24 protein-coding genes are annotated in these 26,012 nt (G+C 45.3%); 17 read left to right on the forward strand and 7 right to left on the reverse strand.

Features of this window, described 5'->3' with window-relative positions; genetic code table 11:
• Window positions 1–67 precede the first annotated feature (67 nt).
• Complete coding sequence (locus tag ACH33_RS01080; protein WP_057897335.1) at window positions 68–1,363, forward strand: class I SAM-dependent rRNA methyltransferase; 1,296 nt, start codon at window positions 68–70, stop codon at window positions 1,361–1,363.
• A 611-nt stretch (window positions 1,364–1,974) separates the two neighbouring features.
• Here ACH33_RS01080 and ACH33_RS01085 read toward each other — a convergent pair.
• Window positions 1,975–2,910, reverse strand: a complete 936-nt coding sequence (locus ACH33_RS01085; protein ID WP_057897336.1) for a DMT family transporter — start codon at window positions 2,908–2,910, stop codon at window positions 1,975–1,977.
• 471 nt (window positions 2,911–3,381) lie between these two features.
• Here ACH33_RS01085 and ACH33_RS01090 point away from each other — a divergent pair, with 471 nt between their 5' ends.
• From ACH33_RS01090 to ACH33_RS01105, 4 genes are all read left to right on the forward strand, one after another.
• The gene (locus ACH33_RS01090; protein WP_057897337.1) at window positions 3,382–3,645 is read left to right on the forward strand and encodes a hypothetical protein; all 264 of its coding nucleotides are present in this window, start codon (window positions 3,382–3,384) and stop codon (window positions 3,643–3,645) included.
• Window positions 3,646–3,832: 187 nt separating this feature from the next.
• Complete coding sequence (locus ACH33_RS01095; protein WP_057897338.1) at window positions 3,833–4,585, forward strand: ABC transporter ATP-binding protein; 753 nt, start codon at window positions 3,833–3,835, stop codon at window positions 4,583–4,585.
• Complete coding sequence (locus ACH33_RS01100; RefSeq protein WP_057897339.1) at window positions 4,572–5,777, forward strand: ABC transporter permease; 1,206 nt, start codon at window positions 4,572–4,574, stop codon at window positions 5,775–5,777. The genes ACH33_RS01095 and ACH33_RS01100 overlap by 14 nt, the downstream gene beginning before the upstream one ends.
• Before the next feature lie 175 nt (window positions 5,778–5,952).
• Window positions 5,953–6,825: a cation diffusion facilitator family transporter gene (locus ACH33_RS01105; protein WP_057897340.1), complete on the forward strand. Its 873-nt coding sequence runs from the start codon at window positions 5,953–5,955 to the stop codon at window positions 6,823–6,825.
• Window positions 6,826–6,957: 132 nt separating this feature from the next.
• Here the strand turns inward: ACH33_RS01105 and ACH33_RS01110 are convergent, their stop codons facing one another.
• Window positions 6,958–7,839, reverse strand: coding sequence for a helix-turn-helix domain-containing protein (locus ACH33_RS01110; protein ID WP_057897341.1), 882 nt, complete (start codon window positions 7,837–7,839; stop codon window positions 6,958–6,960).
• A 180-nt stretch (window positions 7,840–8,019) separates the two neighbouring features.
• On the opposite strand from ACH33_RS01110, the gene ACH33_RS19620 reads away from it, so the two are divergent.
• Window positions 8,020–8,169, forward strand: a complete 150-nt coding sequence (locus tag ACH33_RS19620; RefSeq protein ID WP_162264981.1) for a hypothetical protein — start codon at window positions 8,020–8,022, stop codon at window positions 8,167–8,169.
• A gap of 31 nt (window positions 8,170–8,200) precedes the next feature.
• Window positions 8,201–8,356 (forward strand): helix-turn-helix domain-containing protein, encoded by a 156-nt coding sequence (locus ACH33_RS18460; RefSeq protein ID WP_162264982.1) that lies wholly within the window; start codon window positions 8,201–8,203, stop codon window positions 8,354–8,356.
• A 44-nt stretch (window positions 8,357–8,400) separates the two neighbouring features.
• On the opposite strand, the gene asnB is transcribed toward ACH33_RS18460, so the two are convergent.
• A complete protein-coding gene (gene asnB, locus ACH33_RS01115; protein WP_057897342.1) occupies window positions 8,401–10,245 on the reverse strand; it encodes an asparagine synthase (glutamine-hydrolyzing) in 1,845 nt (614 codons plus the stop codon).
• A 208-nt stretch (window positions 10,246–10,453) separates the two neighbouring features.
• On the opposite strand from asnB, the gene ACH33_RS01120 reads away from it, so the two are divergent.
• Together ACH33_RS01120 and ACH33_RS01125 are read left to right on the forward strand one after the other, a co-directional pair.
• Window positions 10,454–10,768 (forward strand): DUF3905 domain-containing protein, encoded by a 315-nt coding sequence (locus ACH33_RS01120; protein ID WP_057900199.1) that lies wholly within the window; start codon window positions 10,454–10,456, stop codon window positions 10,766–10,768.
• Window positions 10,769–11,023: 255 nt separating this feature from the next.
• Window positions 11,024–11,248, forward strand: coding sequence for a YuzB family protein (locus ACH33_RS01125; protein WP_057900200.1), 225 nt, complete (start codon window positions 11,024–11,026; stop codon window positions 11,246–11,248).
• 71 nt (window positions 11,249–11,319) lie between these two features.
• Here ACH33_RS01125 and ACH33_RS01130 read toward each other — a convergent pair whose 3' ends face one another.
• The gene (locus ACH33_RS01130; protein WP_057897343.1) at window positions 11,320–11,727 is read right to left on the reverse strand and encodes a spore morphogenesis/germination protein YwcE; all 408 of its coding nucleotides are present in this window, start codon (window positions 11,725–11,727) and stop codon (window positions 11,320–11,322) included.
• A 331-nt stretch (window positions 11,728–12,058) separates the two neighbouring features.
• A complete protein-coding gene (locus tag ACH33_RS01135) occupies window positions 12,059–13,903 on the reverse strand; it encodes a monovalent cation:proton antiporter family protein (protein WP_057897344.1) in 1,845 nt (614 codons plus the stop codon).
• 450 nt (window positions 13,904–14,353) lie between these two features.
• Here ACH33_RS01135 and ACH33_RS01140 point away from each other — a divergent pair, with 450 nt between their 5' ends.
• Genes ACH33_RS01140 through ACH33_RS01155 form a run of 4 tightly spaced genes read left to right on the forward strand, consistent with a single transcriptional unit; the run spans window position 14,354 to window position 17,927 of the window.
• Entirely contained in the window at window positions 14,354–15,121 is a 768-nt protein-coding gene (locus ACH33_RS01140) for a sporulation protein (protein ID WP_057897345.1), read from the forward strand.
• A 46-nt stretch (window positions 15,122–15,167) separates the two neighbouring features.
• Window positions 15,168–16,100, forward strand: coding sequence for an RluA family pseudouridine synthase (locus tag ACH33_RS01145; protein WP_057897346.1), 933 nt, complete (start codon window positions 15,168–15,170; stop codon window positions 16,098–16,100).
• 11 nt (window positions 16,101–16,111) lie between these two features.
• Entirely contained in the window at window positions 16,112–17,410 is a 1,299-nt protein-coding gene (locus ACH33_RS01150) for an HD domain-containing protein (RefSeq protein WP_057897347.1), read from the forward strand.
• A gap of 19 nt (window positions 17,411–17,429) precedes the next feature.
• Window positions 17,430–17,927: a YwhD family protein gene (locus ACH33_RS01155; protein WP_057897348.1), complete on the forward strand. Its 498-nt coding sequence runs from the start codon at window positions 17,430–17,432 to the stop codon at window positions 17,925–17,927.
• 172 nt (window positions 17,928–18,099) lie between these two features.
• Here the strand turns inward: ACH33_RS01155 and ACH33_RS01160 are convergent, their stop codons facing one another.
• Window positions 18,100–20,124 (reverse strand): transglycosylase domain-containing protein, encoded by a 2,025-nt coding sequence (locus ACH33_RS01160; protein WP_057897349.1) that lies wholly within the window; start codon window positions 20,122–20,124, stop codon window positions 18,100–18,102.
• Between the two features lie 113 nt (window positions 20,125–20,237).
• Window positions 20,238–21,062, reverse strand: a complete 825-nt coding sequence (locus ACH33_RS01165; protein ID WP_057897350.1) for a hypothetical protein — start codon at window positions 21,060–21,062, stop codon at window positions 20,238–20,240.
• 380 nt (window positions 21,063–21,442) lie between these two features.
• Between ACH33_RS01165 and speE the strand changes: the two genes are divergently transcribed.
• The 4 genes from speE (at window position 21,443) to argS (ending at window position 25,757) form a co-directional block, all read left to right on the forward strand.
• A complete protein-coding gene (gene speE, locus ACH33_RS01170) occupies window positions 21,443–22,273 on the forward strand; it encodes a polyamine aminopropyltransferase (RefSeq protein ID WP_057897351.1) in 831 nt (276 codons plus the stop codon).
• A gap of 13 nt (window positions 22,274–22,286) precedes the next feature.
• Window positions 22,287–23,153, forward strand: coding sequence for an agmatinase (gene speB / locus ACH33_RS01175; RefSeq protein WP_057897352.1), 867 nt, complete (start codon window positions 22,287–22,289; stop codon window positions 23,151–23,153).
• 368 nt (window positions 23,154–23,521) lie between these two features.
• Window positions 23,522–23,902: a YwiB family protein gene (locus tag ACH33_RS01180; RefSeq protein WP_162264983.1), complete on the forward strand. Its 381-nt coding sequence runs from the start codon at window positions 23,522–23,524 to the stop codon at window positions 23,900–23,902.
• Window positions 23,903–24,086: 184 nt separating this feature from the next.
• Window positions 24,087–25,757, forward strand: a complete 1,671-nt coding sequence (gene argS, locus ACH33_RS01185; RefSeq protein WP_057897354.1) for an arginine--tRNA ligase — start codon at window positions 24,087–24,089, stop codon at window positions 25,755–25,757.
• Window positions 25,758–26,012: the final 255 nt, after the last annotated feature.

Below are 26,012 nucleotides of genomic sequence, written 5' to 3' on the forward strand. Positions count from 1 at the left end.
TTAGGTTTATGTTCATTATTATGCTATTCGGTTACAGGGTAGAAGATAAATACGGAGGGACATTATCGTGACAAAAGTGTTTCTTGTGCGGAACCGCCGCAAACGCCTAGAACAGGGGCATCCTTGGATTTTTCGGAGTGAAGTGGAAAGAATCGAAGGGGAATTCACGCCAGGTGATATTGTTGAAGTGGTAAATCATCAGGGTCACTTCCTCGGTAGAGGATATATCAACCCCGAGTCGCAAATGATTGTACGTTTACTTACGACAAAGCAGGAAGAAGAAATCAATCAGGAGTTGTTCATATCTCGCATCCGGCAGGCATGGAGCTTCCGCCGTCGGTTTCTTCCGGGCATTCGTTCCTGCCGCGTATTATACGGAGAGGCTGATTTTATGCCAGGTCTTGTAGTGGACAAGTTCGAAGACGTACTTGTTGTCCAAATTCTTTCTCTTGGAATGGAAGTGCGTAAAGAGTGGATTTTACATGCACTTTTGGAAGTATTCTCCCCGAAAGCGATATATTTGCGCAATGATGTGTATGTCCGCGAGCTTGAAGGGTTGGAACAGGAAAAAGGGTTCTGGTACGGCGAATCGGAAACGGAAATCCAAATCGAAGAGAACGGGTTGAAGCTTATCGTTGATATTGAACACGGTCAGAAAACCGGCTATTTCTTCGACCAGCGTGAGAACCGCGCCTCCATCGCTCCGCTCATGACCGGTTGGGGAGAGGCGCACGGTATCCGCATGCAGGAAGTGGAGATTGATGGAAAAAAAGAAATGTGGCCGGTGGATCGCCGCGGAAAGATTGTAAAAAATCCGTTCTGGGACGGTGCCGAGGTGCTGGATTGTTTCACACACACTGGCTCTTTTACATTGAATGCTTGCAAGTATGGTGCCAAAAAAGTAACCACGCTTGACATTTCGGATCACGCGATTGAGACAGCTAAACGTAATGTTCAGTTAAATGGGTTCCTGCACCGGGTCGAGTTTGTCGTGGCAAATGCGTTTGACTACCTGCGGGAAGCGGCACGAGAGGGAAGGCAGTGGGACGTTGTAATTCTCGATCCGCCCGCGTTCGCCAAATCGCGCAGTGCGGTAAAAGGTGCGCTGCGCGGCTATAAAGATATTAACTTGAACGGCCTTAAGCTTGTGCGGGACGGCGGCTATTTAGTAACAGCCAGCTGTTCTTACCATATGAGTCCAGAATTGTTCGAGGAGACGATTCAGGAGGCGGCGATGGATGCGAAAAAAATTCTCCGTCTTTTGCGTTGGAGCGGTGCAGGCGTTGATCATCCGAAATTGACGGGCGCTGATGAAGGCGATTATTTGAAATTTGCCATTTACGAAGTACGGTCAAGAGTATAGGGCTTTTCCCATTCCACTTTTTACATTTACTTTAAGCTTTCACTGGCAGATTTATGAGGAGATCTACAAATGTATGCTCCTACTTTTTCTTATACTTTTCTAATGTTTAGCTCTTTTTTGTTACTGGGTTGAGTCCATATAATGGTGTAAAAATGATCAGTTTCAAAAAAGAAGAGCCATCATCAGAAATTCACGTAGAATAGAAGTTGGCAAAATTCATATTACGAAAAGGAGATACTAATATAGCTTAATATCACATTACTATAGGTTGTGAACGCTCCCCCACTTAGCTATCGCTTGAAGTGGGGGTTTCTTGGTTGTTCAGTTACATTTTATTTTCGTTGATCGGGAGTCGTGCAAAAATTCCGGGGGATCGACGACATTTTTACTTTAAAAAGAAGACAGGAGAATGTGTGAGAAAGAAAGGGGATGATGCGAAAAAAGAAGTGTTGTTTTTGTGGAATAAGAAGGATTTTTTGAGGATATGAAGAAATGAAGTTTCTAGCGCTAAAGAAGCAGCCCGGCATATAGTAATGTGCCGGGCTTTATTCATTGTAAGTCTATTCTGATTTCTTCTTAGACTTTACGATTAGTACTTCGACTTTTGATTTTCATACATTCTTTTTTGGCTTTGCGTCGCTTCGTTCGTGCAAGCTTTCCCGCACCGGGAGCGACATGAAAAGCACAGCGAACAAAATTAACGATCCACCAATGAAGAAAGAGGGGCTCAGATCCTCTTTCAGCAATAACCAGCCTAGCAGCGCGCCGACCACCGGTTGAAAGAAGAAGAACATGGAACCGGTGCCCGCTTCCACGAGCTGAAGCCCTTTATTCCATAAATAGAATGCGCCCGCCGTAGACACAATCCCAACATACAACACAGCAAACCATGTAGACCATTCATCCAGATTTTGCACTGGCAAGAAGCCCCACTCTACCACCATCACCGGCGTCGTGAACGTAATTGCCCAAAAAATGGAATATGTCGTTACCACAAGCGGTGAATAATGAAGCGATGCCTTCTTTGCCAGTACTGACAATAGCGCCCACGTAATCGCAGCTCCAATGAGGCAGAGGTTCCCGATAAACGTTTTTACATTTCCGGTTAGATTGTTTTCCCAGCCAACTACAATAACGACACCGATCATCGCAAGCAGCAGCGATACCAATTTGCGCAAGGTGATGGACTCTCTCAGCATCCGAAACGCAAACAGCACGATAAATACGGGACTTGCGGATGTCAAAATCGCACCCATATGGGCCGAAGACAGCCAGGTTCCGATAAATTGTAACCCAACGGACAAAAAGTATCCGACAAATCCGATCGACAAAAATAGACGCCAGTCCTTGGATAGCGGCTGTTTCTCGCCGCGCTGCGCTACAAAATACCAGAGAAAAACAAATCCTATTACATAACGCAGCCACAGCAGTGTAAATGGGGGAAGAGAATCGAGAACCATTTTGCTGACAACGTACATGCCGCCCCAGATGCTTGCGGCGGTGCCTAAAGCGAGATATCCTAGCCATGCTTGCTTATTTTTGTTCATTATGGTAATACCTCCGTTCGCTTATTTCTTTTTTCGCGTAACGGGGTATCGCTGTCCCCGTTACATTACGCGAACAGCGGGTACATCACATTCTTGGCGAACCTGCTTCATACATATTCCTCCTTCGACATAACTTTCCATTCCTTTACATTCTCTCATGTTTCTCGTTTTCTTCCAACAAAAAATTCTCTTGATCGCGCAATCTAACAAGATCAGCGCCTACAATTGCGTGAATTGTCGCACGATTTTTGTTTTTTTTCGCTTCCTTTTATTTTATACTAAAGTCACCAACAACAAATAAGCAATGTCTAACCTATCACTGAGACTATATAAAAACAACGAAAAAACAGGTATATTCCCCCGTACCTTTTATTTATAGATAATATGACCGATAATAAGCCGTCATGCGACAGTTTTGATAGGGATAAGTCAAACGTTATGATGAAGTATACTTTAGAGGAGGAATGAAAAATGAATCACGATTTCAATGAGGAAGTTTTTACTTACTACAAAGAAGGTGTACTGACCGAGATTGGTCTGAATGGAAGGGTTAGCCGTGAAGAAGATGATTCGTTGTATTTGCACCTGAATTATAGTGAAGACTTACGAAAGGCAACATATGAGTCTTGCGTGATGCGGACGGACAGACGGGGAGCTGGTGAAGAGATGGCATGGTTCATGGTGTCAGTGGAAGCTTATGGGAAGGCAGGAATGGAGTACTGGGATACAGGTTGAACGAAAGACAGGCCTTTCTTTTTCTTGTCCTTTTACGGACCGTTTGTGAATGCCTCCACAGGCGAAGCCGAGCGTTTAATCTTTCCCCTCCTGCTTTTTCCAAATTTTATCCTTTTCACCTTTTCCTCGTTTGTATAGCTTTTCGGACGATTTGTTATAATGGAAGAAAAATTGTCTGGAGATGGCTATGAATCCAATTTTACAGGTACAAAACCTTACGGGTGGGTATAGTCGAAAACGCCCGGTCATCCATAATATTACGTTTGATATTTATCCGCGCGAAATGATTGGACTTATTGGCTTGAACGGCGCGGGCAAAAGCACAACAATTAAGCATATTCTCGGGTTGCTTCAACCGGCGGAAGGGTCGGTTCGTATTCACAACCAAACGCTGAAAGAAGCGCCGGAGTTATACCGCGCGTCTTACACATACGTTCCAGAGACACCGCTTGTGTATGATGACTTGACGCTGTGGGAGCATCTTGAGCTGACAGCGATGGCGTACGGATTGGAACGCAAGGTATTTGAAGAGCGGGTCGAGTCATTGCTTGCAGAATTTAATATGCAGGACAAAAAAAGGATGTTTCCGCAGCATATGTCCAAAGGGATGCGGCAGAAAATGATGATCATGAATGCATTTCTTGTCCGTCCTGTGCTTTATATTATCGATGAACCGTTTGTCGGACTTGATCCGCGCGGAATCCGTTCGCTGCTGGAATTAATGGTGAAAATGAAGAATACGGGCGCGGCGATTCTGATGAGTTCGCACATCCTTTCAACCGTTGAGCGGTATTGCGACAAATTTATCGTACTTCATAATGGCCGTATCCGCGCTGCAGGTACGCTGGAAGAGATTCGCCGACAGGCGGGAATGGCAGCCGCTTCGTTGGACGATGTGTTTTACGAACTGACAAAGGATGGGGCCAATGATGGACGCTAGGCATCTTTGGCGCAGGCGGATAGAAGCGTTCCAGAAGGAAGCGCTTGGCTATGCTCGTTATGTTGCAAATAGCGGAATGATTGCTTTTCTTGTCTTCGCGTTTATTTTAGCGGCGTATTATTATTCACAGGCACTTGGGAAAATTCCGCGCTCGTATCCGGTTGAATGGTTGATTGCGTTCTTGTTTTCTGTTCTTATGACAGCAGGGACGGTACGTACGTTCTTGAAAGAAGCGGATTTGGTCTTTTTATTGCCGATAGAGAGCCGGATGGGCTCGTATTTCCGGGCTTCTATCATATATACATTGTTTTGGCATGCGCTGTATATATTTTTGTTTCTGCTTGCGGTGTGGCCTTTATATACGCATCGGATGGGGGAAAAAGCGGAGTCGTTTCTTGCACTGCTTGTTTTCTCGCTTGTATTAAAGGGTGTAAACTTGCTTTGCAAGTGGCAGGAGGAGCGCCTGCGAGAACAAAGCAGGAGAGCTTTATGCATGCTCGTTCGCTGGATAGCGAATGCGGCTATTTTATTTATGCTGTTCTCACACGGGTTTATCCCGGTTGTTATGCTGGTTACAGGCGCGTTTCTTTTGGCAGCTTTTTTCTGTTATAGGGGCTTGGCGCATCAGGCGATTCACTGGGAGCGCCTTGTACAGATCGAAAAAAGAATGCAGGCGAGATTTTATACGTTTATCACCCAGTTTGTCGATGTGCCGCACATTGCAAACCGGGTGCAACGCCGTTCCTGGGCAGCGGCTTGGGCAGACCAGCTGCCGTTTACCAGGGGAAATGCATATGCTTATCTGTACAGAAAAGTGTTCGCGCGTTCCGATTTGTTGCCGATGTTTCTTCGTCTGACAGTTATCGGCTGGATCGTGATCGCATTCATTGGCGAAGCTTGGGGAAAAGTGGCTGCCTATTTTATCATCTTGTCCCTGACAGGGGCGCAGCTTTCGATGCTACGCCAGTATTATCGGTATGTATTCTGGCACCATATTTATCCTGTTCCGGCTGGGACAAGGCAGGATGCTGTTGTGCGTGTGGTATTTATGCTTTTACTTGTACAGGCGCTGGTTTTGTATACTGCGGTGTTTATCCCGTTTATGCCGGGGTGGCACTGGCTGGCTGCCCCTGTTATTGGCGTTAGTTTTTCTTATGTATACAGCTGGAGAGTGTTACGTAAAAAGGTGTAAGCAGAATAACGGAAAGCAAGACAACAATTTGTTTCCTTTAGGCAAATTATTTGCCTTAAACGCAATAAGTTTTATTTACCCTACAATGCTAGACCTCGGCAAAAAGGTTTCTCTAGACCCACACAAAATTTTTCTGGTAGCATATTTATACAGGAATGGCTGGAGGTCTAGTTGCATGGAAGAGCAATACAATAACTTGAAAATAGGGGAACGAGGTGCCTGGGTTAGCATTATTGCTTATCTTACGCTATCTGCTCTTAAGCTGATTATAGGATATCTATCCAACTCAGAGGCGTTGATGGCGGACGGTTTAAACAATACGACTGATATTATAGTGTCGGTTGCGGTGCTAATCGGCCTTCGTTTTTCCCGCAAACCGCCGGACGAGGATCACCCTTACGGCCATTGGCGCGCGGAGACAATTGCTTCATTGATGGCTTCGTTCATTATGATGGTGGTAGGGATGCAGGTATTGTACAACGCCGGGCGTTCCATTGTGGATTTTCGGGCAGAGACGCCGGATGCATTGGCGGCGTGGACGGCTGTAGGATGCGCCCTGGTGATGTATGGTGTGTACCGTTTTAATTGCAGGCTCGCTTTGCGGATTAATAGTCAGGCTATGATGGCTGCGGCGAAAGACAATCTATCAGATGCTTGGGTAAGCATTGGCGCGGCTGTCGGTATTTTTGGTTCTCAGTTTGGTATGCCTTGGCTTGACCCGCTAGCGGCGGTCGTTGTCGGGTTTATGATCTGTCGTACAGCGTGGGAAATTTTTCGGGATGCGACACACAATCTGACGGATGGTTTCGATGAGCAAAAACTTATGAAATTGCGCCAGACCATTGAAGAAATACCGGGAGTGAAAGCGCTAAACGATATAAAAGCGCGCGTGCACGGTAACAATGTGCTAGTAGATGTGGTTATTTATGTTGACCCTGATTTGAACGTTATAGAGAGTCATCATATTACGGAAGCGATTGAGAAAAGAATGCAGGAGGAACATGGCATTATCAGTGTGCATGTCCATGTCGAGCCGTGGGAGAAATAAGAACCAGGGAGGCGACCTGCGATGTAATTCGTGAGCAGTGTTTGGGGGGATGAGGCTGGACAGGAGAAGAGAGAGGCCTTCCGTCTTTTTCTTTTCTCCTGTTCTTTCAATGCATTAGAATAAAGGGGACATTTACTTTGATATAGACTCAACTTCTGCAAGTCTTTTTCTTACATAATCCACAAAAATATTGTTTTGTTGCAGTTCAAAAATGATGATAGATTTGCGGAAGAATTCAATGGCCTGTTCCTTGTTGCACAAATGAAACAAGTTCTCTCCTTTTTGATAATGTAGCTCTCCAAATAGGTACAAATATTCATGCTGTAGACAGAGAGAAATTCCCCGTTCGCAATATTCCAGTGATGAAGAGAAATTGCCTAGTTTGGTAAGTACTTTGGCATAATTATAAAATAGTCTGATGTATATCGTATAATCTTGAACAAGCGTCACGTTGCTCATGTGTTTGATGGCGGTCGAGAAGATTTCTGCTGATTTTGTGAATTGTTTTTCTTCACTGTAAATGATGCCGATGCTATTCAAAATTTCCACTTCTTTTTCCGTATAGTTATCCGGGCTTACAGCCATGTTAAGCGCCTGATGCAGTAAATCCAAACTTTTTTGTGTGTTCTGTTCCGTGTAATAGGCGCAAATTCCTTCATGCCAGACGAGGAATTGCCGGTTTTTCCGATTTTGGAAAATCGGATTGTTTTTTTCCGCTTTAATAAGGATAGCCACTTCCTCATAATTTCGTTCTCGGATAAGTTTGCGAATTTGATAGAGGAACTCCTGAACATAAGTAAATCTTGGATTTTCCATTCGGTCAAAAAAGTAATCGAGCGTAATTCCTAATCGCTTGGCGATATAGTAAAGAATTTCGGCGGAAGGAATCACTTCTCCCTTTTCGATTTTGCTGATAAGTGCTTGAGTACAAATTCCTTTCGCTAGCTCTGTCTGTGAGATGTTAAGATACTTCCTGATTTCCCGGACGACTTCTCCGATTCTTTGAGTACTCATGCATAGCTCCTATATAAATATTTTTATAGATTATCGCGTATTTTTGAGAAAAAGCTAAAAAAAACTATTTTTTTCTCGAAAAATACTCTATTAGCCTAAATTCGTAAATATATGTAATATATTATGATAGTACTAACATATGTCTCATAATTTTCCAAGTTGAAAGGAGGGTATAAGACAGTGAAGAGGAAAATTTTTTCACTAGGAATGACGGCCCTTTTACTTATTAGTATTAACGGAATTTTTAATAGCAAAGAAGTGGAAAAAGAATCAGTAAAAAATGCTCAGGACACCTCAGCCGTTATGCTTCGTCTTCCTTATCAACATTGATGGGCTGCTAGCTGAAGGGGGAGGAAAAGAAATGAGAAAAAAGTATTCATTGGAGTTTAAACGTGAAGTGGTCAAAGACGCACTCTTGCAAAAAAGCTTGAGCCTGGTGGCGAGAAAATATAGATTAAACAGCAAAATGATTTATCGTTGGGTTCATGAATATAAACAAGGAAAATTCAGTTCATAAATGATAGGCAGCAAGCGGTGAAACACATAGTTCACCGCTTTCCGTTATTTTACAATTACTTTATACTCACGCATCCAATGATCAAGCTGGATGAGGTAAGCGAAGAACTGCGGCACGTTCATGAGCTGGCCGAACCACGGCATATGGATTGAAGCCAGATCGAGCGCCGCAAATTCTTTTACTGCCCGTACGTTGATGAACGGTAAAATGGGAGATGTATTATCGTCCAGAATTTGCAGCGTTTTTTTGCATACTGCGGCCAAGTAGGACGGATTATGCGTTTTTGGATACGGGCTTTTGCGCCGCATTAGTACATCGTCCGGCAGCAAGCCGTGCAGTGCCTGACGTAAAATACCTTTCTCACGCCCGCCGTACGTTTTCATTGACCATGGCACATTCCACATGTATTCCACCAATCGGTGATCGCAAAATGGCACACGTACCTCTAAGCCGACAGCCATACTCATGCGGTCTTTACGATCCAGCAGCGTTGGCATCCAGCGCGTTAGATTGAGATAGAACATTTCGCGGATTCGTGCGTCTTTCGTGTTTTCCCCCTTAAGGTGCGGCACTTCGTCGAGCGCTTCTTGATACCGCATTTTTGTATAGTCCTCTAGGTCGATTTGCGAAAGCAGGTCAGACGAGAAGAATTGCATTTTTTCTTTGAGGTTTCGCGCCCACGGAAATATGGTTGCCGTTAGCGCCTCTTCGCGGTGGAACCAAGGGTAACCGCCGAACAATTCGTCCGCGCATTCACCGGATAGAGCTACCGTTGCTTCTTTTTTAATTTCACCGCAGAACAGATAGAGCGAACCGTCGACGTCGGTCATTCCAGGAAGGTCGCGGGCGCGTAATGCTGCTTGCAAGGAGTCGATAAGGTGTGGCGTGTCGAAGTATACATTGTGATGTATTGTGCCAAGATATTCGGAGACGCGCTTTGCCCAGGGAGCGTCTGGGTTCGGTTGGAACTCATTCGGATGAAAATGAATGTCATTGTCCACATAGTCAATGGAGAAGGTGTGCAACGGCCCGTAGCCTTTTTCTTTGAATGCCTGCGCTGCAAACGCGGAAATGGCGCTGGAGTCAATTCCCCCCGAAAGCAGGGTGCAAACCGGAACGTCAGCCACTAGCTGGCGTTTAATGCTGTCGCCAAGCAGGTGTCGGATCGTAGCGATTGTCGTTTCCAAATCGTCTGGATGTTCGTGGCTTTCTAGCGCCCAGTAGGATTTGATTTTCATGTTGTAACGTGTATACAGGAGGCAGGAAGCCGGAAGCAGTTCGAATATATTGTGAAAAACACCAATACCGGGTGTACGCGCTGGACCGAGTCCGAAAATTTCTCCGAGTCCTTCCTGGGTAATTTCTGGCTTTATCGCTGGATGCGCGAGTAGCGCTTTAATCTCCGAAGCGAAAATAAAACTGGTACCTTGTTGCGTGTAGAATAGAGGTTTGACGCCGAGGCGATCCCGCGCCAAAAACACGCTTTTTGTGTGATGCGCCCAGATGGCGAAGGCGTAAATGCCATTGAGGTACTTAAGGCATTCCGGGCCCCATTCGATGTATGAGACAAGCAATACTTCTGTGTCAGACGTCGTTTGAAAGCGATGACCGCGTGCGATAAGTTCCTTGCGTAGATCGTCTGTATTATAAAGTTCTCCGTTATATACGATCGTATACGTTTCGCCCGCGTGTGTCCGGGTCATAGGTTGGACGCCTCCTTCCGGGTCGATCACAATGAGACGGCGATGAGCGAACCCGGCATGCGTTGATGTCCAGATTCCTTCGCTATCAGGTCCGCGTGGAATCAGTGTTTGGGCCATATCTTGAAGTACGGCTTGTTGCTTGCTGATATCCACCTGCCAATCGATCCATCCTGCGATTCCGCACATAGTAATCCCTCCACTTCTCATTATATAGCCCAGTATTACACTATGCCCGGAACGGATCGATGGGTGCCTGACCAAGCAAAAACAATCGAAGAGTAAGCGGACGGAAAAAGGTAAACACTATGTATATTCAAATTTACTCTAGACAGGAGGCGAGATAGTGGCAAATGAGAATAAAAAAGCAATCGGGCAGGAGCCGGCTGAAACGGCGATGCCGCATCAGATAGACGCGCCGGAGCGGGCGGAAGCCGAACAAAAGCTTGAGAAACCGTTTGTAAACAGATATGGTGTTATGATTGGCGATAGCTTCTACGATTCAGCAAATTCCCCCTTGAACAATTGGAGCAAAGATACAGATCCGGCCATTATGGCTGGAGACGAGTGGGTGCACCCGACCAATGATATCGGCTGGAATACTCCGGCTAACCAAGAGCTTCTTGAAGGAGGTTACATTGAAGAAGGTTATGTGCCACAGAGTGGGCGGTTCATGCATCCGACCAAGGACGTAAGTTATCGCAAAGATTGAAGCATCAGGGTAGGCACAGCCATCGTTTTCTTCTGAATGAAGAAGGAAACCAGGCTTTTGCCTGCCCTGATTTTTTATTGCATAGGAACAGAACCGTGCTCCTCCTTGGCGAAAAAGGATGAGCAATTGCGTCCGCGTATTTTTTTGTCAGCTGCAAAGTGGACGGAGCGTGCAGAAATGGATGCAAATGTGGTATGATGATGAAATGAACAAAGCATGCTTAAGGCAGTATCGAGCAAGGAAAGGAACATGGGTATGGGCAATGAATTTCGCGTATGTGATGAGTGTAAGATGATTAACATAAAAACACTGGTACCGCGGCTAAAAGAAATTGATCCCGACGCTGAAATAGAGATGGGATGCCAATCGTATTGCGGGATTGGATTCAAAAAACATTTTGCTGTGGTGAACGGACGCTATTTGACAGGGGTAACGGAGGACCAGCTGATTGAGAAAGTAAGGAAGCATTTGAAAAAATAAACCAAAACCCAAAAAGCCGGTGCCGTGGGCATTGGCTTTTTACTTGCCAGAGCTCTGTTATTCGTTTTTGTTTATCTTCTGGAATACGTTGCCCTTTTTTTTCTTTTCCCCTTAGATGAGGCTCGCTTAGCGGAACATTCCCATTCTGAGAGCCAAATGACTGAAGACAAAGTTAAGGTCGAACATCGTTCGTCAGAGGAATGTGAAGTGTTGCTTTCTTTTCCCCAGACGAAGTTTGCCCAGCGGAACATTCCCATTCCGAGGGCCAAATTACTGAAGACAAGATTAAAGTAAAACAGCACCCACCAAGCGAATGTAGAATCTGTTTTTGGTGCGCCTAATGGAAGTATTTCTGGAAGATACATCCACATCGCAACAATGAACGGCAATTGCAGTACACTCAGGACTTTCTGGTTCCAGCGCCAAAACAATAACGGTGCTACGCTGGCAAAGAGCAGGTTAATCATTAATAAGTCCATCCGAAAATTCCTCCTTCTTTGTTTTTAAATGTAAGAAAGCGCTTGCATATATATTACTGCTAAAGTGCGACGGCTATTGTACGTAGTTTTATGTGGTTGTGAAAAATAATTAATTATATCATACAATAATCGGATGAAAATTTTAATTATTTTTGACAATTTTATGAGAAATAAGTTTTTTGGATGATGATTTCATTTGATATGGGTTCAGAGGTTTATTTGCCATCCATTTTTTTCTGGCATAGTGATGATGGGAGCTCTGTTTTAAGTATTGAAAAGGCATCTTTTTCCCTGACTGGAAGAAAAAGATGCCAAGAAGCTAAAGAGCTTATTATGACAGCTCATTTTCCAGAGAGGCCAAGCTTTCAAGCGATCCGGTTACCAGTAGACGGTCGCCAAGCTGAAGCCTGGTATCCCCGTGCGGAATGATGGAATCATTGTTGCGGTAGATACGCAGGATAAGTGCGTCACCGAGAAACGGCAATTGTTTAAGTTGGGTCTCATGGTAATAACGGTTGCCCATGATAATCGTTTGTATAGCGTCTTCCGTTCGCGCGATGAGGTCAATCGCGTTTGGTGCTTCGATTTGCGCTTTAAGCAGCGTACTTGCCGAGAAAAGGGTAGAAAATAAGATGAAGCCGTTCTTTTGCACTTCATCATGCCGCGTCGGGTTTTCCATGCGCACGATGATTGTTTTTTTGCCCAGTTCTTGCGCATGCCGGGCAAGTCTCATATTCGTGTCATCGTCGTTTGAAACAAATGCCAGCACATCGCGTTCAAACAGGCCTTCTTCTGTCAATGTATCCTCGGAGAAATCGTCAACGATATGCACCGCTTTAAATTTGTTGTAGAAAGTCTGGCTGTTTTCAATGACATCCTTATTCTCTTTAATTTGCCGTCTCTGTGTGTATACTTCCACATCAAAACCGGCCTGTTGTACTTCAAGCGCTACCGGCATCGTAATGGTATTGAGGCCTACAATGCCGACTCTGATGGTGCGGTCGGCCGTTTTTGCAGGAACCAATCGGTTAAAGGCTACAGGAGAAATAAAGCAGGAAAGAATCGCGACCAAAATCAATCCATCATGCAGGGATTGCACGATCAGATTTTCCTCCAGCGCCAGCGCGGCTGCCGCAATAACAAGGCTGAGCGTTGATGTCAGCAGCATGCCAGCACCGATAGTTTCCCGCCAATTAAACCACTTCTTAAGTATGAGCAGCGGAATGACTTTGGATACATACAGCGCCGCCAACAGAAGCGGAATGAAAATATATACTTTTGGATCGCGAATTAGCGCCCATAGATCAAGTTTGACTCCTACCATTACAAAAAAGATAGGAATCAAAAAGCCGTAGCCGAACGCGTCCAACTGGCGAACGAACTGTTTGCGTGGTCCCAGCATGGAAACGATAACGCCTGCGAGGAAAGCGCCGATAATGTTTTCTGCTCCCATGTTTTCCGCAAGGGCTACGAAAAGAATAATCAGCAGAAACACGCCGCGTGTACCGATTTGTACAGTTCCGGTAGATAGCTGTTCAAAGCTGGACAATTTGCGGACTCGCCGGATAATCCGGTATAGCACGAAAGTGACCGCAAACAGCGCAAGCAAAAGCAGCGGTTTGGTAGAGTCTTGCGAGCGCAGAGATATAAACACCGCCAGTAAAATCATCGTCATGAAATCAGAAATAACAGCAATAAGCAGGATGACTTGCCCAAGAAGCGTTTCGGTTAATCGCCGTTCTTTTAATACCGGAACGACTACACCGAGCGAAATGGTCGAAATGATCAGCGTCATAAAAAAGGTCTGCTCAATAATGCCAAGACCATTTAGCACGAGTGAGACGAGATAAGAAGCACCGAATATGAGCAAAAACGCAAAAGACGCAATCGCGAACGGATTTCCGCCTTCTTTCTTTTTTTGCGAGAAGGTGTCAAAGTCGATTTCCAACCCGCTTAGAAACATCAGAAAGATGAGCCCAAGCAAAGAAAGAATCGAAAGCCAGTTGTCTTCCTGTACAATGTTAAATCCGCTCTTGCCGATAATCATACCGGCCAGAATTTCCGCCACGACAAACGGTATCATTGTCCAGCGTAGGCGTTGTAGCAAAATCGGCATTAGAAACGCGACGGAAATGACGATGAGCAGTGAAATCGGAGAATGCGCGTTTTCGCCCATTATACCGCTCCTTTCTTGTATATGATGTGTACGCTGTATATGTATTGCGCGTCGCGCGGCACACAGGAAAGCTGTATATGATAAAGACAAACAAGCGGTAAGAATGTGTTGGTTCTTTTACCTTGTATTATGCTTAAAAATAATGTTCTACGCGCATAGCTGTAAAGACAAGTGTACGAATAACTTTTACCATTATGCCATATTATTGCTGAACCGAGTAGTGTTAATCAATCGGTTTCATTTTTTGTTTCACCCGTTCTCTTTTATTCATGGTAACGCATTGTTAGTATGTTTTTTCCGCATAAAAAAGGGGCATGAAACGACGAAAGCGTCAAAAATGTCAGGGAGAAAGGAAAAATAAGGGCGACCAGAGAAATACATATGTATGAATCGATTGCTGCCGGGTTTCGTATATACAGATAATGACACTTTATAGGAAGGATGGACATTATGCTAAATAAGTTTCTTGCGAGTTTTGGAATTGGAGCAGCGAAAGTTGATGCCCGCCTGGCTGATTCAAAGGTTCACCCCGGTGGCGAATTACGCGGAGAAGTGCATGTTAAGGGGGGCAATGTCGAACAAACGATTTCACAGATTTATATGTATTTGTATACTGAATACTATAAAGAAACGAATGATACTAAGACGAAGCATAAAGAAGTGCTTGCCTCTTATCGTGTAGCGGACTCCTTGCTTATTAGGCCGGGGGAGGAGAAGATCCTTCCCTTCCAGTTGCGTGTTCCGTATCATGCTCCCATTTCTTTCGGCCGTCAGAATGTGTATTTGAGTACCGGGCTTGATATCGAAATGGCAGTTGATCCGAAAGATACGGATGTGGTTACAGTATTGCCGGACCCGCTGGCGGCTCAATTGCTGGCCGAGATGGAAGGCATGGGTTTCCGCCATTCATATGACAGCGGTATATGCGAATATAAGAAGCATATTCATAGGATGGTACCGTTCGTACAGGAATTCGAATTAAAGCCGACATCTATGTTCCGTAATGAATTGGATGAGATTGAATTAATTTTTGACGTATACCCTGAAGGTATAGATGTGCTGATGCAGGTGGACAGACGCCCATCGAGTTTACGCGGCATTTTTGAAGAAATGCTGGATTTGGATGAGCAGTACGTGCGGTTTACGATTGACCGGCAGCGCGGCGTCATTCCGGGTGAATTGGAGAGGAGAATTCGTCAAGCGCTAGTTCGCCGATAACAGCGTGCGAAACGAAAAGTGAGGGAAAAGTGTGACAGCATGGAGAATGGACGGAAAATGGTTGGAATATGAGGTGGATGAGGCGTGTGCCGGCATGACGCTGGAATCTTTGTTAAGGAAGCGGCTTATGGTGTCGGGCCGTATGCTCCAGCGGTTGACAAGAAAGAACGGATTGTTCCTGAATAAAAAGCGACCGTTTTTGCAGAGAAAAGTAAAGGCGGGTGATCGAGTAAAGGTACTGATTGCAGACGAGGCGGAGACGTCGCTCGATCCGGTGCCGATGGACATTTCCGTTTTATACGAGGATGATGCGGTGCTTGTCGTGAACAAACCGGCCGGTATAGTTGTTCATCCGGTGCGGGAAGGGCAGAACGATACGCTTGCGCATGGTATTGCTTATTATTGGCAGGCGAAAGGCAAAGCGCGGGCGATCCGTCCCGTGCATCGGCTGGACAAGGACACAAGCGGGGCATTACTTGTCGCAGGTAATAGCTTTGTTCATAGCCTTTTGGATAAGCAACTTCGCGAACATAAGATCCGGAGAACATATCTTGCCTTAGTGTCCGGCTATCCGGGTGGACAAGGAGAGACAGGCACATTTTCGGAACCAATTGCGCGCGATCCGCATCACCCGATCCGGCGTAGAGCTGATGCCGGAGGTGATCCAGCAGTTACTCATTATCGGGTGCTGGAGAAGTTTGTCGCTTTTCCGGGCATTGCGGAACATGCGGTTTCCCTGGTGGAAGTGGAATTAGCGACGGGGCGCACCCATCAAATCCGCGTTCATTTCAGTCATCATGGTTTTCCGTTGCTTGGCGATACATTATACGGCGGTCCGCGGATCAAGGGCTTAGCAAGACAGGCGTTGCACGCGCATCGCATTGAGTTTTGTCATCCGGTAACGGGGGAAAGGCAAGGATATACGGCGCCATTGCCGGAAGATGTGGAGCGCTTGTTGAAGCGCTTCCGCCAAATGTAGGAGGTGTCTATATGGTGGGACGTTTACATGAAGAGAAAGTATTTAAAGATCCTGTTCACCGTTATGTACATGTACGGGATAAGTTAATCTGGGATTTGATAGGCGCGACTGAATTTCAGCGCCTGCGTCGGATTCGTCAGCTTGGCACTTCTTATGTAACGTTCCACGGCGCGGAACATAGCCGTTTTAATCATAGTCTCGGCGTATATGAAATTATGCGACGCATTTTGGAGCAGTTTGAGCAGCGGATTTCCTTTGCTTTTCTTGAAGAGGAACGCCTGCTTTGCCTAAGCGCAGCGCTGATGCACGATATCGGTCACGGCCCGTTCTCACATTCGTTTGAAAAAGTATTTCACACAGACCATGAAGAATGGACGCGGCGTATTTTGGTTGGGGATACGCAGGTGAATCGCATTTTGCGGAAAGTTTCCCCGGACTTTCCGCACAAAGTAGCGGCCATTATTGGAAAAACATATGAAAATCCATTAATTATAAGCCTGATTTCCAGCCAGATTGATGCTGACCGGATGGATTATTTACTGCGGGATACATACTACACAGGCACGAACTACGGATTTTTCGATATGGAACGTATTCTGCGTGTGCTGCGGCCGTATGAAAACAAAGTGGTCGTGAAACATACGGGAATGCACGCGGTTGAAGACTATATTGTAGCGCGTTATCAGATGTACTGGCAGGTATATTTTCACCGGGTGACGCGCAGCGCGGAGGTCGTTCTCCGCAAGATCTTTGAACGGGCCCGCGATCTGTATTGGAGAGGGTATAAGTTCCGGTGGGAGCCTGTACACTTTATTCCACTGTTCGAGCAAGATATTACATTAGAACAGTATTTGGACTTGGATGAACCGACGGTTATGTTTTATATGAGCGAATGGTGTAAGGAAAAGGATGATATTTTGCGTGATTTGTCGCAGCGGTTTATGAACCGCCGTCTCTTTAAGTATGCAGAATACGGCGAGCGGGTCGGAAGCGTGGAATGGAAACAGGAGATTGATGAGTTGTTTCGAGAGATTGGCATTGACCCGACATACTATCTCGGAGTGGATTCTCCCTCCGATTTACCGTATGATGTTTATCGAAGCGGTGAAGATGGAGACAAGATGCCGATCTATTTACTGATGCCGGACGGCGGCTTAGAAGAGCTTTCGAAATGCTCTGTCATTGTGGAGTCGATTTCCGGCAAGCGACGGTATGATCACAAGCTTTATTATCCGCTTGATTTTCTGGAGGATGGCACGCGTAAGCCGCATGTTGTTCGCGAGATCAAACGGCGGTTGCGTGTTCAGTAAATATAAGGAGGGTTGTATTATGGATATTTTTAAAGGCAAACAGGGCGGGTTCAATATCATTAGCAACAAAAACCAGGTACACGGTGGCTATGGCGCGGGCATGATTGATTTGAGTAACGTGTCTTCTATTATTGTGGATGAAGAATCTGCTGTGATTGACCTTGGTGCTTTACATGCCAAGAGTGCAGTGGAAAAGGGCGTGAAATTTTCCATCAACAAAGAAGACGTTCCGAACGGCAAACGATACTGGCTTGTGTGGGTTGCGGTGGACATTGGTGACAATGGTCCATACTATGCGGGCGTAACTGCCTGCGAAATGTTGATCGACAAAGAAGCGCGCCGCGGCTGGAAAATTCTTGCCGATCATGTAAATAAGATGGACTACGCGATGAAACGTCGCTACATCTTAGATGGTATGAATGAAAAAGAAAAGAAAAATCTGCGTGAATTGCTGATGACGCATAATGAAAATATGTGGAAGAATTCGCCGGATGAGCTAAAGGAAAAACTCGCGTAATTTACGATCGTTTTTAAGCTTGTTTTAAGAATGAACATGGTGTGAATTTTTTTATTGATTGGTTTAGTAAGGCTAGGTTTATTATATACATCTTTTACTAAGACGCACAAAGGGTGTCCCAAAAGTGAGGGACACCCTTCAGTTTGAGAGCGGGCACACTGCCCGCTCTTTGCTAATTCCAGAACTTCAGCTTATCCCAGAACGACTTTTCTTTCTTTGGTTCCTCGTATTTTTCCTGTTTAGGTGCTTCATAGTATTCTTTTGGCTCTGTGCCCGGAATAAAGTACATTAATTCCGGGTTTCTTGAATCTTTGCCTGCCAGCTTGCCGCTGGCAGTGTCGATATATGCTGGCACGACTCCAGGTGGGACGGGGAAGACAGCAGCCGGTTTCCCGGTAAGTGCTTGTTCCATGAAGTCGGCCCATATTGGAGCGGCCTGTCGCCCGTCAGCGAAATTATCAATGCGACGGTTATCATCATAGCCAACCCAGACACTGGCAGCCAGCTGTGGCGTAAATCCTCCCAGCCATGCGTCGTAGTCGGTTGTTCCGGTTTTCCCGGCTACTGGCCGGTGTAACAGCGGGCTGACCCGATGGGCCGTGCCGCCGGGCGCAAATATTTTTTCCAGCATATGTGTAAGGATAAACGCATTTTCCCGGCTAACGACTTGCTGAACCTGGGGGTGGGCTTCGACCAGTAGCTTGCCTTCCCGATCCAGAATTTTGACAATAGCGAGTGGCTCAATTTTTTGCCCCTGGTTGGCAATGGTTGCGAACATACGGGTCATCTCTAGGGGCGTAACCGGATAGCTGCCGAGCGCCAGCGAAGGAAGTGGCTTAAGCGGCGAGTCGATACCCAATCGTTTTGCCATTGTTACCATTTTATCCGGTCCAATTGCCAGATGGGTTTGAACGGCGTAAATGTTGTCCGAGCGGGCGATTGCCTCGCCCATCGTAATGTAATCATGGGCATACTGCTCACCGAAGTTTCTCGGAATATAGGTTTCGTCGTTGCCGAACGTAAATACGGTCGGCTCGCTTTTGATTTTTGTTAGCGGTGTAAAACCGTTTTCCAGCGCAGCCATATACAGCGCCGGTTTCATGGATGAACCAGGTTGGCGGCGGGCAAGCGCCCTGTTGAACTGGCTTTCCTTATAATCGCGACCTCCGACCATAGCCCGAATATAGCCGGTCTGTGGTTCAATGGCCACAAGTGCGGCCTGCAACGGGCGATCTTTTGGTAGATACTTGTGCACTGCCGATTCCGCTTTCTGTTGCATAACCGGGTCGAGCGTTGTATAGATTTTCAGTCCGCCGTGTTCGATAAGCTCTTCGTCAATCCCATATTTTTCTTTTGCCTGTTTTACAACATAATCGCGAAAATACGGTGCGATCGTTTGTCCTTTTATGCTTTCCGGCGAGGCCAGTTTCAGCGGTTCGGCTAATGCGGCGTCCGCTTGTTGTTGAGTGATGTAGCCTTCGCTTACCATTGCTTGCAGAACGATACGTTGCCTGCTCTTAGCCGCTTTCATGTCGCGGAACGGTGAGTAGAAACGCGGGCCTTTCGGTAATCCAGCCAGCATGCTTGCTTCCGCGAGCGTCAATTCGCTTGCGTTTTTGCCAAAGTATGTTTTTGCCGCCGCCTGAATACCATACGCAGCGTGGCCGTAATAAATTTGGTTCAGGTACATTTCCAGAAGCTGCGGTTTCGTATAATTCAGCTCTAATTGAATGGTCAAGATCGCCTCTTTAAATTTCCGTGTCCATGTCTTGTCAAGACTAAGATAGAGGTTACGAGCGAGCTGCATGGTGATCGTGCTGGCACCTTCGCGTTTATTCATATGGCGCAAATCTGTTAATGCGGCACCCGCAATTCGTTTAATATCGAAGCCGGGATGCTCGTAGAACTTCCGGTCTTCAATCGCAACGGAAGCCTGCTGCACGTATTTCGGAATTTGTGAAAGGGGCAGGAAAACGCGGTTTTCGCCTTTATAGAGCGTAGCGATGACCGAGTGATCCGTTCCGTAAATGGTTGTCGTTTCATTGATGGTTGTTTCGGGCAAAGGCTGGGAACGCAAATAAAGAATAAACAACGCGAATAAAGCCGCGAGAACGATGAGAGCGATAAAAAAGTATTTCGTTGTTTTTCCGACAATTTTTAGCCAGCGGATAAGCTGATCTTCCTGTTTAATTTCCACTGTGAAGACCTCCCTATGCCTTCTACTATCTTGCAGTATCAGTATAGGGAAATCTAGTAAAATCTATACGTTACGCAAAAAGACAGGAAAACGGAATGTTGGACGCAAAATTCTTAAGATAAAAATCCTATTGCCGCTGCTCTTCCTTGCCATTCATTATAGACTTGCAATAGGGATTTATATTTTCCTTCCTCGAAATACTGTTTGAATTCTTCTTTTTCTACCAGACTAAGAATTTCGAATTTATACATTTTCTTAAATCTTTCTTTATTCACTTTGTTCTCAAGGTATTTGGCGCAGGCTTCTTCATATGCGCTAATGCTATTTTCGATAAGTGATACCAAAATCTCATTTTGCTTTTCTTTTTGCTCTAAGCTTGCCTCGGTTTTGGATATCTCGTTTAGAAAATCTTCGATTGCTTTTTTGCTTGAGGATATATGTTGTCTGATTAATAGCTCTGTTTGTCCTTCAATTAAATTATATTGTTCTAAAGCAAAGCTATTTTGCTTAGACATTAAGTCATTATACTTTCCTACCAGTTCATTTTGTCGGACAACCAAATCATTTTGTAAGCTGATTACTTCATTTTGCTTGGAAGCCAAGTCATTTTGTCGGGCGATTATATCGTTTTGGCGAGTAGCGAATTCGCTTTGTTTGGCCTCTAGTTCGTTTTGACGAGAGACTAGTTCATTATGCTTTGTAGTTAAATCGCTTTGGCGTTCGGCTAAATCTTCTTGCTTGCTAAGCATATCACTTTGTTGAGAAGCTAATTCACTTTGCTTGTTGACAACTTCATTATACTTTTCAAGCAAAGATACTCCCCTTTTAAATGCACGGCTTGCTATAGAGATGGCAGTTCCGGCTGCGATTAAACTTACAATGGCTAATAGTAAAGCAACCATTGTATAATTTGATGTAGATGCAATCAAATTAGACACAATATCCTCTCCTTTTTATTCCTTAATCTCCATATTTTATGAACGTTTTTATTTTATTTAAAGTTGCGCTTAAAAGCAAAAATAATTGAGCTTCTATAAAATCAAGCAGGTTATCAATTTATATTGTTTTTTTTAACTATTCTATCAAAATGAATGGTATACTGGTAAAATAAAGAAAAAATATGGTCGTTTTTAATGTTGATTCGCCTGAAATAATGAAAAGGGATAGGGAATACTAAAAAAATGGATGCTTGATTTTTGAGATGAGTCCTATATAATTTACTTGTTTTAAAGTAAAGTATTGTCGTGAACACAGGTCGAGAAAATGAAGTTCTTTGCGTAACAAAGCGCAATGAAACGTGAAAGGAGATTAGGCGAAGATGGGTGGCTTATGGTTTACGGAAAAGCAAACGGAAAACTTTGGTATTACAATAAAAGTTAACAAAACTTTACATACAGAGCAAACTGAATTTCAAAAACTTGACATGGTGGAAACCCCCGAATTTGGCAACATGTTGTTTCTTGACGGCATGGTAATGACATCGCAAAAAGACGAATTCGTATACCATGAAATGATGGCGCATCCGGTTTTGAACACGCACCCGAATCCGGAAAACGTGCTTGTAGTCGGCGGCGGTGATGGGGGCGTTATCCGCGAAATCATGAAGCATGAGAAAGTAAAGAAAGCGACACTTGTTGAAATTGATGGCAAAGTGATTGAGTATTCCAAAAAATACCTGCCTGAAATCGCGGGCGAACTTGATAATCCGCGCGTTGAAGTGAAAGTGGACGATGGCTTCATGCATATTGTTAAAAGCAAAAACATGTATGATGTCATTATGGTTGATTCCACGGAGCCAGTAGGGCCCGCTGTTCCGTTGTTCGAGCGCGGTTTCTATCAAGGTATTTACGAGGCGTTGAAAGAAGATGGCATGTTTGTCGCGCAGACAGACAACCCGTGGTTCAAGGCGGATTTAATTCGTAAAGTAAACAAAGATATTAAAGAAATTTTCCCGATTACGAAAGCGTACCATGCGAATATTCCAACGTACCCGAGCGGCATATGGATTTTCCAGATCGGTTCCAAAAAATATGATCCGGAAGCGGTGGATATAAACAGTATTCCGGAACGTGAAACGAAATACTATACACCTCGCCTCCACCATGCGGCATTTGTGCTGCCGAAGTTTGTGGAAGATCTAGTGAAGTAAGGGGGGGATTCTTGTGCATTTCTTTAACCCGTCTTACAGTGGACATGCGTTTTTTGAAGCCCAGAGTACATATGAAGATGCTAGGGCGGTTATCTATGGTATGCCGATGGACTGGACGACCAGTTTCCGTCCAGGTTCCCGTTTCGGTCCGACCCGCATCCGCGAAGTGTCGATTAATTTGGAGGATTACAGTCCATATGCGGATCGTGAACTTGGCGAAGTAGCGTATTTTGACGCCGGCGATATTCCGCTTCCGTTCGGCAGCGCACAGCGCAGCCTTCAGGTGATTGAAGAATATGTACGCAAGGTTGTAGCGGATGGCAAGTTTCCGATCGGCCTTGGCGGTGAACATCTTGTAAGCCTTGCACCGATTAAAGTGATGGCTGAGAAGTACCCTGACCTTGTCCTTATCCACATTGATGCGCACACAGACTTGCGTGAAGAAATGGAAGGGGAGGCGCTATCTCACTCGGCGGTTATTCGCCGCGCGCTCGACTATGTAAAACCGGAAAACGTATACCAGTTCGGAATTCGTTCCGGTTTGAAAGAAGAGTTTGAGTTTGCCAAAAAGCATCTGCATCTGTATAAGTTCAAAGTGATTGAACCGCTGAAAGAATGCCTCGAAGAGTTGAAAGACCGTCCAGTGTACGTAACATACGACATTGATGCGATTGACCCGGCCTACGCTCCAGGAACGGGTACAGCCGAGCCAGGCGGTATCACGGCTGCGGAGGCGATTGAATCGATTTATTTGTTGTCGCAACTGAATGTGGTCGGCTTTGACCTTGTAGAAGTCGCGCCGGTGCTTGACCAGTCCGAAAGAACGCAGATTTTGGCTTCCAAAATGATTCGCGAAGTGATTTTGACAATGGTGAAGTAAGAAATTTAAACATAAATAAAAAAGATGCGGTCAAATTGCTGGCCGCATCTTTTTAGGTATAGGAAAGCATAATGTTGCTAATGTCGCTTTACTTTCTCTCCATGATTAGCGGCGGAAAAAGGACGAACAGACAATGCTCGCGCATTTTTCTTATGATAAAATATAAAAAATAGATATGATAAGAATCAGTATTTTCGATAATTTGTCGATTGACTTGGGCATTATTCTTACAGATAGGTCAGGAATTTTTCTCATTTGTTTTGTTCGATGAAACGTCGTAGAATAAGGTGATAAGTAACGATGGATATCAGGTGATACATGTGGCCCCTGTACAGGAGATCAAAATTGAACTTACGAGCGCTTTTTCTATGAACATGTCGCCGCCCGATATGTCTCAATTCGTCTATTCAGGTCAATTGTATTTTGTGAATGGGGCCTGGTACATAAAATATGTTGAGCAGGAAGAAGATGGGCAGACGTATACTACGCTTAAAGTGAAAGAAGACGAAATCATGGTCATTCGCAACGGGCTGGTTACCATGCGTCATTCTTACCGCCCCGGAATAAGAACGAGCGGTTCGTATGCCGGCCCTGGGGGTATGATGTGGATGGATACAGCAACGAAAGAAATGCAAGTATGTTATGACGAAGAAGGGGATTTATCCGCTGTTGTCTGGACATATGATTTGTATTTAAATGAGCAAAAAGTCGGGCGTTATAGGATAAGCTGTCGCCTTATGCGTATATGATAAATTGTGAACTGTTCGCCAATAAATTGGCTGAGTTTCTCGTCATCGGATGGTCTGCCGTCCTGCCCTCCTCGAAGGCTCATTCCAAGCCTCATAATCGTGTTCCTAAAAAGAGTGATTATGTTATCAACTTGCAAAATTGTGTTTAAGCAATAAGTTACACGTATATCTAAGGAGGATTATTGTGAGTATAGTTGAGCAAACGAAAAATAAAATCATTGATCAGATTAAGCAAGCGGTTGTTGCAGCCGGCATTGCAGAAGCGGAGAAAATTCCAGATTTTGTTTTGGAATTGCCGAAAGACAAGCAGCACGGCGACTACGCGACCAATGTGGCGATGCAACTGACGCGCATTGCGCGGAGAAACCCGCGCCAGATTGCGGAAGAAATCGTAGCGCAGTTCGATAAACAGGCGGCCAGCATTTCCAGAATTGAAATTGCGGGGCCAGGCTTTATTAATTTCTTTATGGATAATAGCTATTTGACCGGCGTGATTGGCCAGATTATTGAAGCAGGAGACAATTATGGCCGCACGAATGCCGGTAAAGGCAAGAAAGTGCAGGTCGAGTTTGTGAGCGCGAATCCGACCGGCAGCCTGCATCTGGGACACGCCCGTGGCGCGGCGTTTGGCGATGCGCTATGCAATGTGCTTGAGATGGCGGGTTACAATGTGTCGCGCGAATATTACATTAATGATGCTGGCAACCAGATTGCTAATTTAGCGCGTTCGCTTGAGGCGCGTTACTTCCAAGCGCTTGGCATGGATGCGGAAATGCCGGAAGACGGCTATTACGGTCAGGATATTATTGAATTTGGGAAAGAGCTTGCGGAAAAGGACGGCGACAAATATGCCAGAATGTCCCCGGAAGAGCGCTTTGCGTTTTTCCGCAACTGGGGCCGCGACAAAGAATTGGAAAAGATTAAAAAAGACCTTGCTGATTTTCGTGTGAAATTCGATGAATGGTTCAGTGAGACTTCACTGTATGAGAGCGGTGCAGTCGAAAAGATCGTGGAGATGCTTCGTGAAAAGGGATACGTATACGAAAAAGACGGGGCGGTCTGGTTGCGTTCAACTGCGTTTGGTGATGACAAAGATCGCGTGCTTATTAAGCAGGACGGCACGTACACATATTTGACGCCGGACATTGCATACCACGAAAATAAGTTCCAGCGCGGTTTTGATCAGCTGATTAATATTTGGGGTGCTGACCACCACGGTTATATTCCACGGATGAAAGCAGCCATGCAGTGCTTGGGTTACGATCCGGAGCGGCTTGTCGTATTGATCAACCAAATGGTAAGTCTCTATCAGGGCGGCGAAAAAGTAAAGATGTCTAAGCGTACTGGTAAAGCAGTCACAATGCGCGACTTGATGGAAGAAGTAGGAACGGACGCGACCCGGTATTTCTTTACGATGCGTAGCCAGGATGCTCACCTCGATTTTGATATGGATTTGGCCGTATCAAAATCGAACGAAAACCCAGTATTCTATGTACAGTATGCTCACGCTCGCATTTGCAGCATTTTCCGCCAGGCGGATGAGCAGGGAATTACGCTCGATACGACAAAAGCTGACTTTAACCGCATGACCGGCGAGAAAGAGATTGATTTGCTGAAGCATTTGGGCGAATTTCCGGAAGAAGTGGCCGGAGCCGCAGAAATGCTTGCACCGCATCGTGTTGTGCGCTATGCGCATGATTTGGCGTCTCTGTTGCACAGTTTCTACAACGCGGAACGCGTGATTACAGACGATGAAGGACTAACGCACGCGCGTCTCGCGCTGATGAAAGCAGTAAAAATTACGCTCGTCAATGCCCTGCGCTTAATCGGTGTCTCCGCACCGGAAAGAATGTAAGTTATTCCAGAAAAACAGGTAGAAACATTTGTCTGCATTTCTTCTACAAAGAGGTAACGCTTTTACCGCAAAATGATGTAACAAATGGAAGGAGTGAGGACTTTATCGTTCTACCTGTTTTTATTTTGGTATAGGAAAGCATATGTCACAAGCGTTGATTAACTAATCATTTCCTTTCGATATACGCTGGATTATTTCTTTGTTCTATGCATAAAAATTCAAAAATACTTATTCTCACTTCAGCCGGCAAAAGGT

Source organism: Aneurinibacillus sp. XH2 (assembly GCF_001439585.2).
In the GTDB taxonomy this organism is placed as follows: Bacteria; Bacillota; Bacilli; order Aneurinibacillales; family Aneurinibacillaceae; genus Aneurinibacillus; species Aneurinibacillus thermoaerophilus.

Coding starts and splice junctions, on each gene's coding strand:
- ACH33_RS01085 (WP_057897336.1), bottom strand. CDS start 2,910: ATGAACAAAAATAAGCAAGCATGGCTAGGATATCTCGCTTTAGGCACC.
- ACH33_RS01090 (WP_057897337.1), top strand. CDS start 3,382: ATGAATCACGATTTCAATGAGGAAGTTTTTACTTACTACAAAGAAGGT.
- ACH33_RS01105 (WP_057897340.1), top strand. CDS start 5,953: ATGGAAGAGCAATACAATAACTTGAAAATAGGGGAACGAGGTGCCTGG.
- ACH33_RS01095 (WP_057897338.1), top strand. CDS start 3,833: ATGAATCCAATTTTACAGGTACAAAACCTTACGGGTGGGTATAGTCGA.
- ACH33_RS01110 (WP_057897341.1), bottom strand. CDS start 7,839: ATGAGTACTCAAAGAATCGGAGAAGTCGTCCGGGAAATCAGGAAGTAT.
- asnB (WP_057897342.1), bottom strand. CDS start 10,245: ATGTGCGGAATCGCAGGATGGATCGATTGGCAGGTGGATATCAGCAAG.
- ACH33_RS18460 (WP_162264982.1), top strand. CDS start 8,201: ATGAGAAAAAAGTATTCATTGGAGTTTAAACGTGAAGTGGTCAAAGAC.
- ACH33_RS01120 (WP_057900199.1), top strand. CDS start 10,454: ATGCCGCATCAGATAGACGCGCCGGAGCGGGCGGAAGCCGAACAAAAG.
- speE (WP_057897351.1), top strand. CDS start 21,443: ATGGGTGGCTTATGGTTTACGGAAAAGCAAACGGAAAACTTTGGTATT.
- ACH33_RS01180 (WP_162264983.1), top strand. CDS start 23,522: ATGAACATGTCGCCGCCCGATATGTCTCAATTCGTCTATTCAGGTCAA.
- ACH33_RS01155 (WP_057897348.1), top strand. CDS start 17,430: ATGGATATTTTTAAAGGCAAACAGGGCGGGTTCAATATCATTAGCAAC.
- ACH33_RS01150 (WP_057897347.1), top strand. CDS start 16,112: ATGGTGGGACGTTTACATGAAGAGAAAGTATTTAAAGATCCTGTTCAC.
- ACH33_RS01140 (WP_057897345.1), top strand. CDS start 14,354: ATGCTAAATAAGTTTCTTGCGAGTTTTGGAATTGGAGCAGCGAAAGTT.
- ACH33_RS01135 (WP_057897344.1), bottom strand. CDS start 13,903: ATGGGCGAAAACGCGCATTCTCCGATTTCACTGCTCATCGTCATTTCC.
- ACH33_RS01130 (WP_057897343.1), bottom strand. CDS start 11,727: ATGGACTTATTAATGATTAACCTGCTCTTTGCCAGCGTAGCACCGTTA.
- ACH33_RS01125 (WP_057900200.1), top strand. CDS start 11,024: ATGGGCAATGAATTTCGCGTATGTGATGAGTGTAAGATGATTAACATA.
- ACH33_RS01100 (WP_057897339.1), top strand. CDS start 4,572: ATGATGGACGCTAGGCATCTTTGGCGCAGGCGGATAGAAGCGTTCCAG.
- ACH33_RS01145 (WP_057897346.1), top strand. CDS start 15,168: ATGGACGGAAAATGGTTGGAATATGAGGTGGATGAGGCGTGTGCCGGC.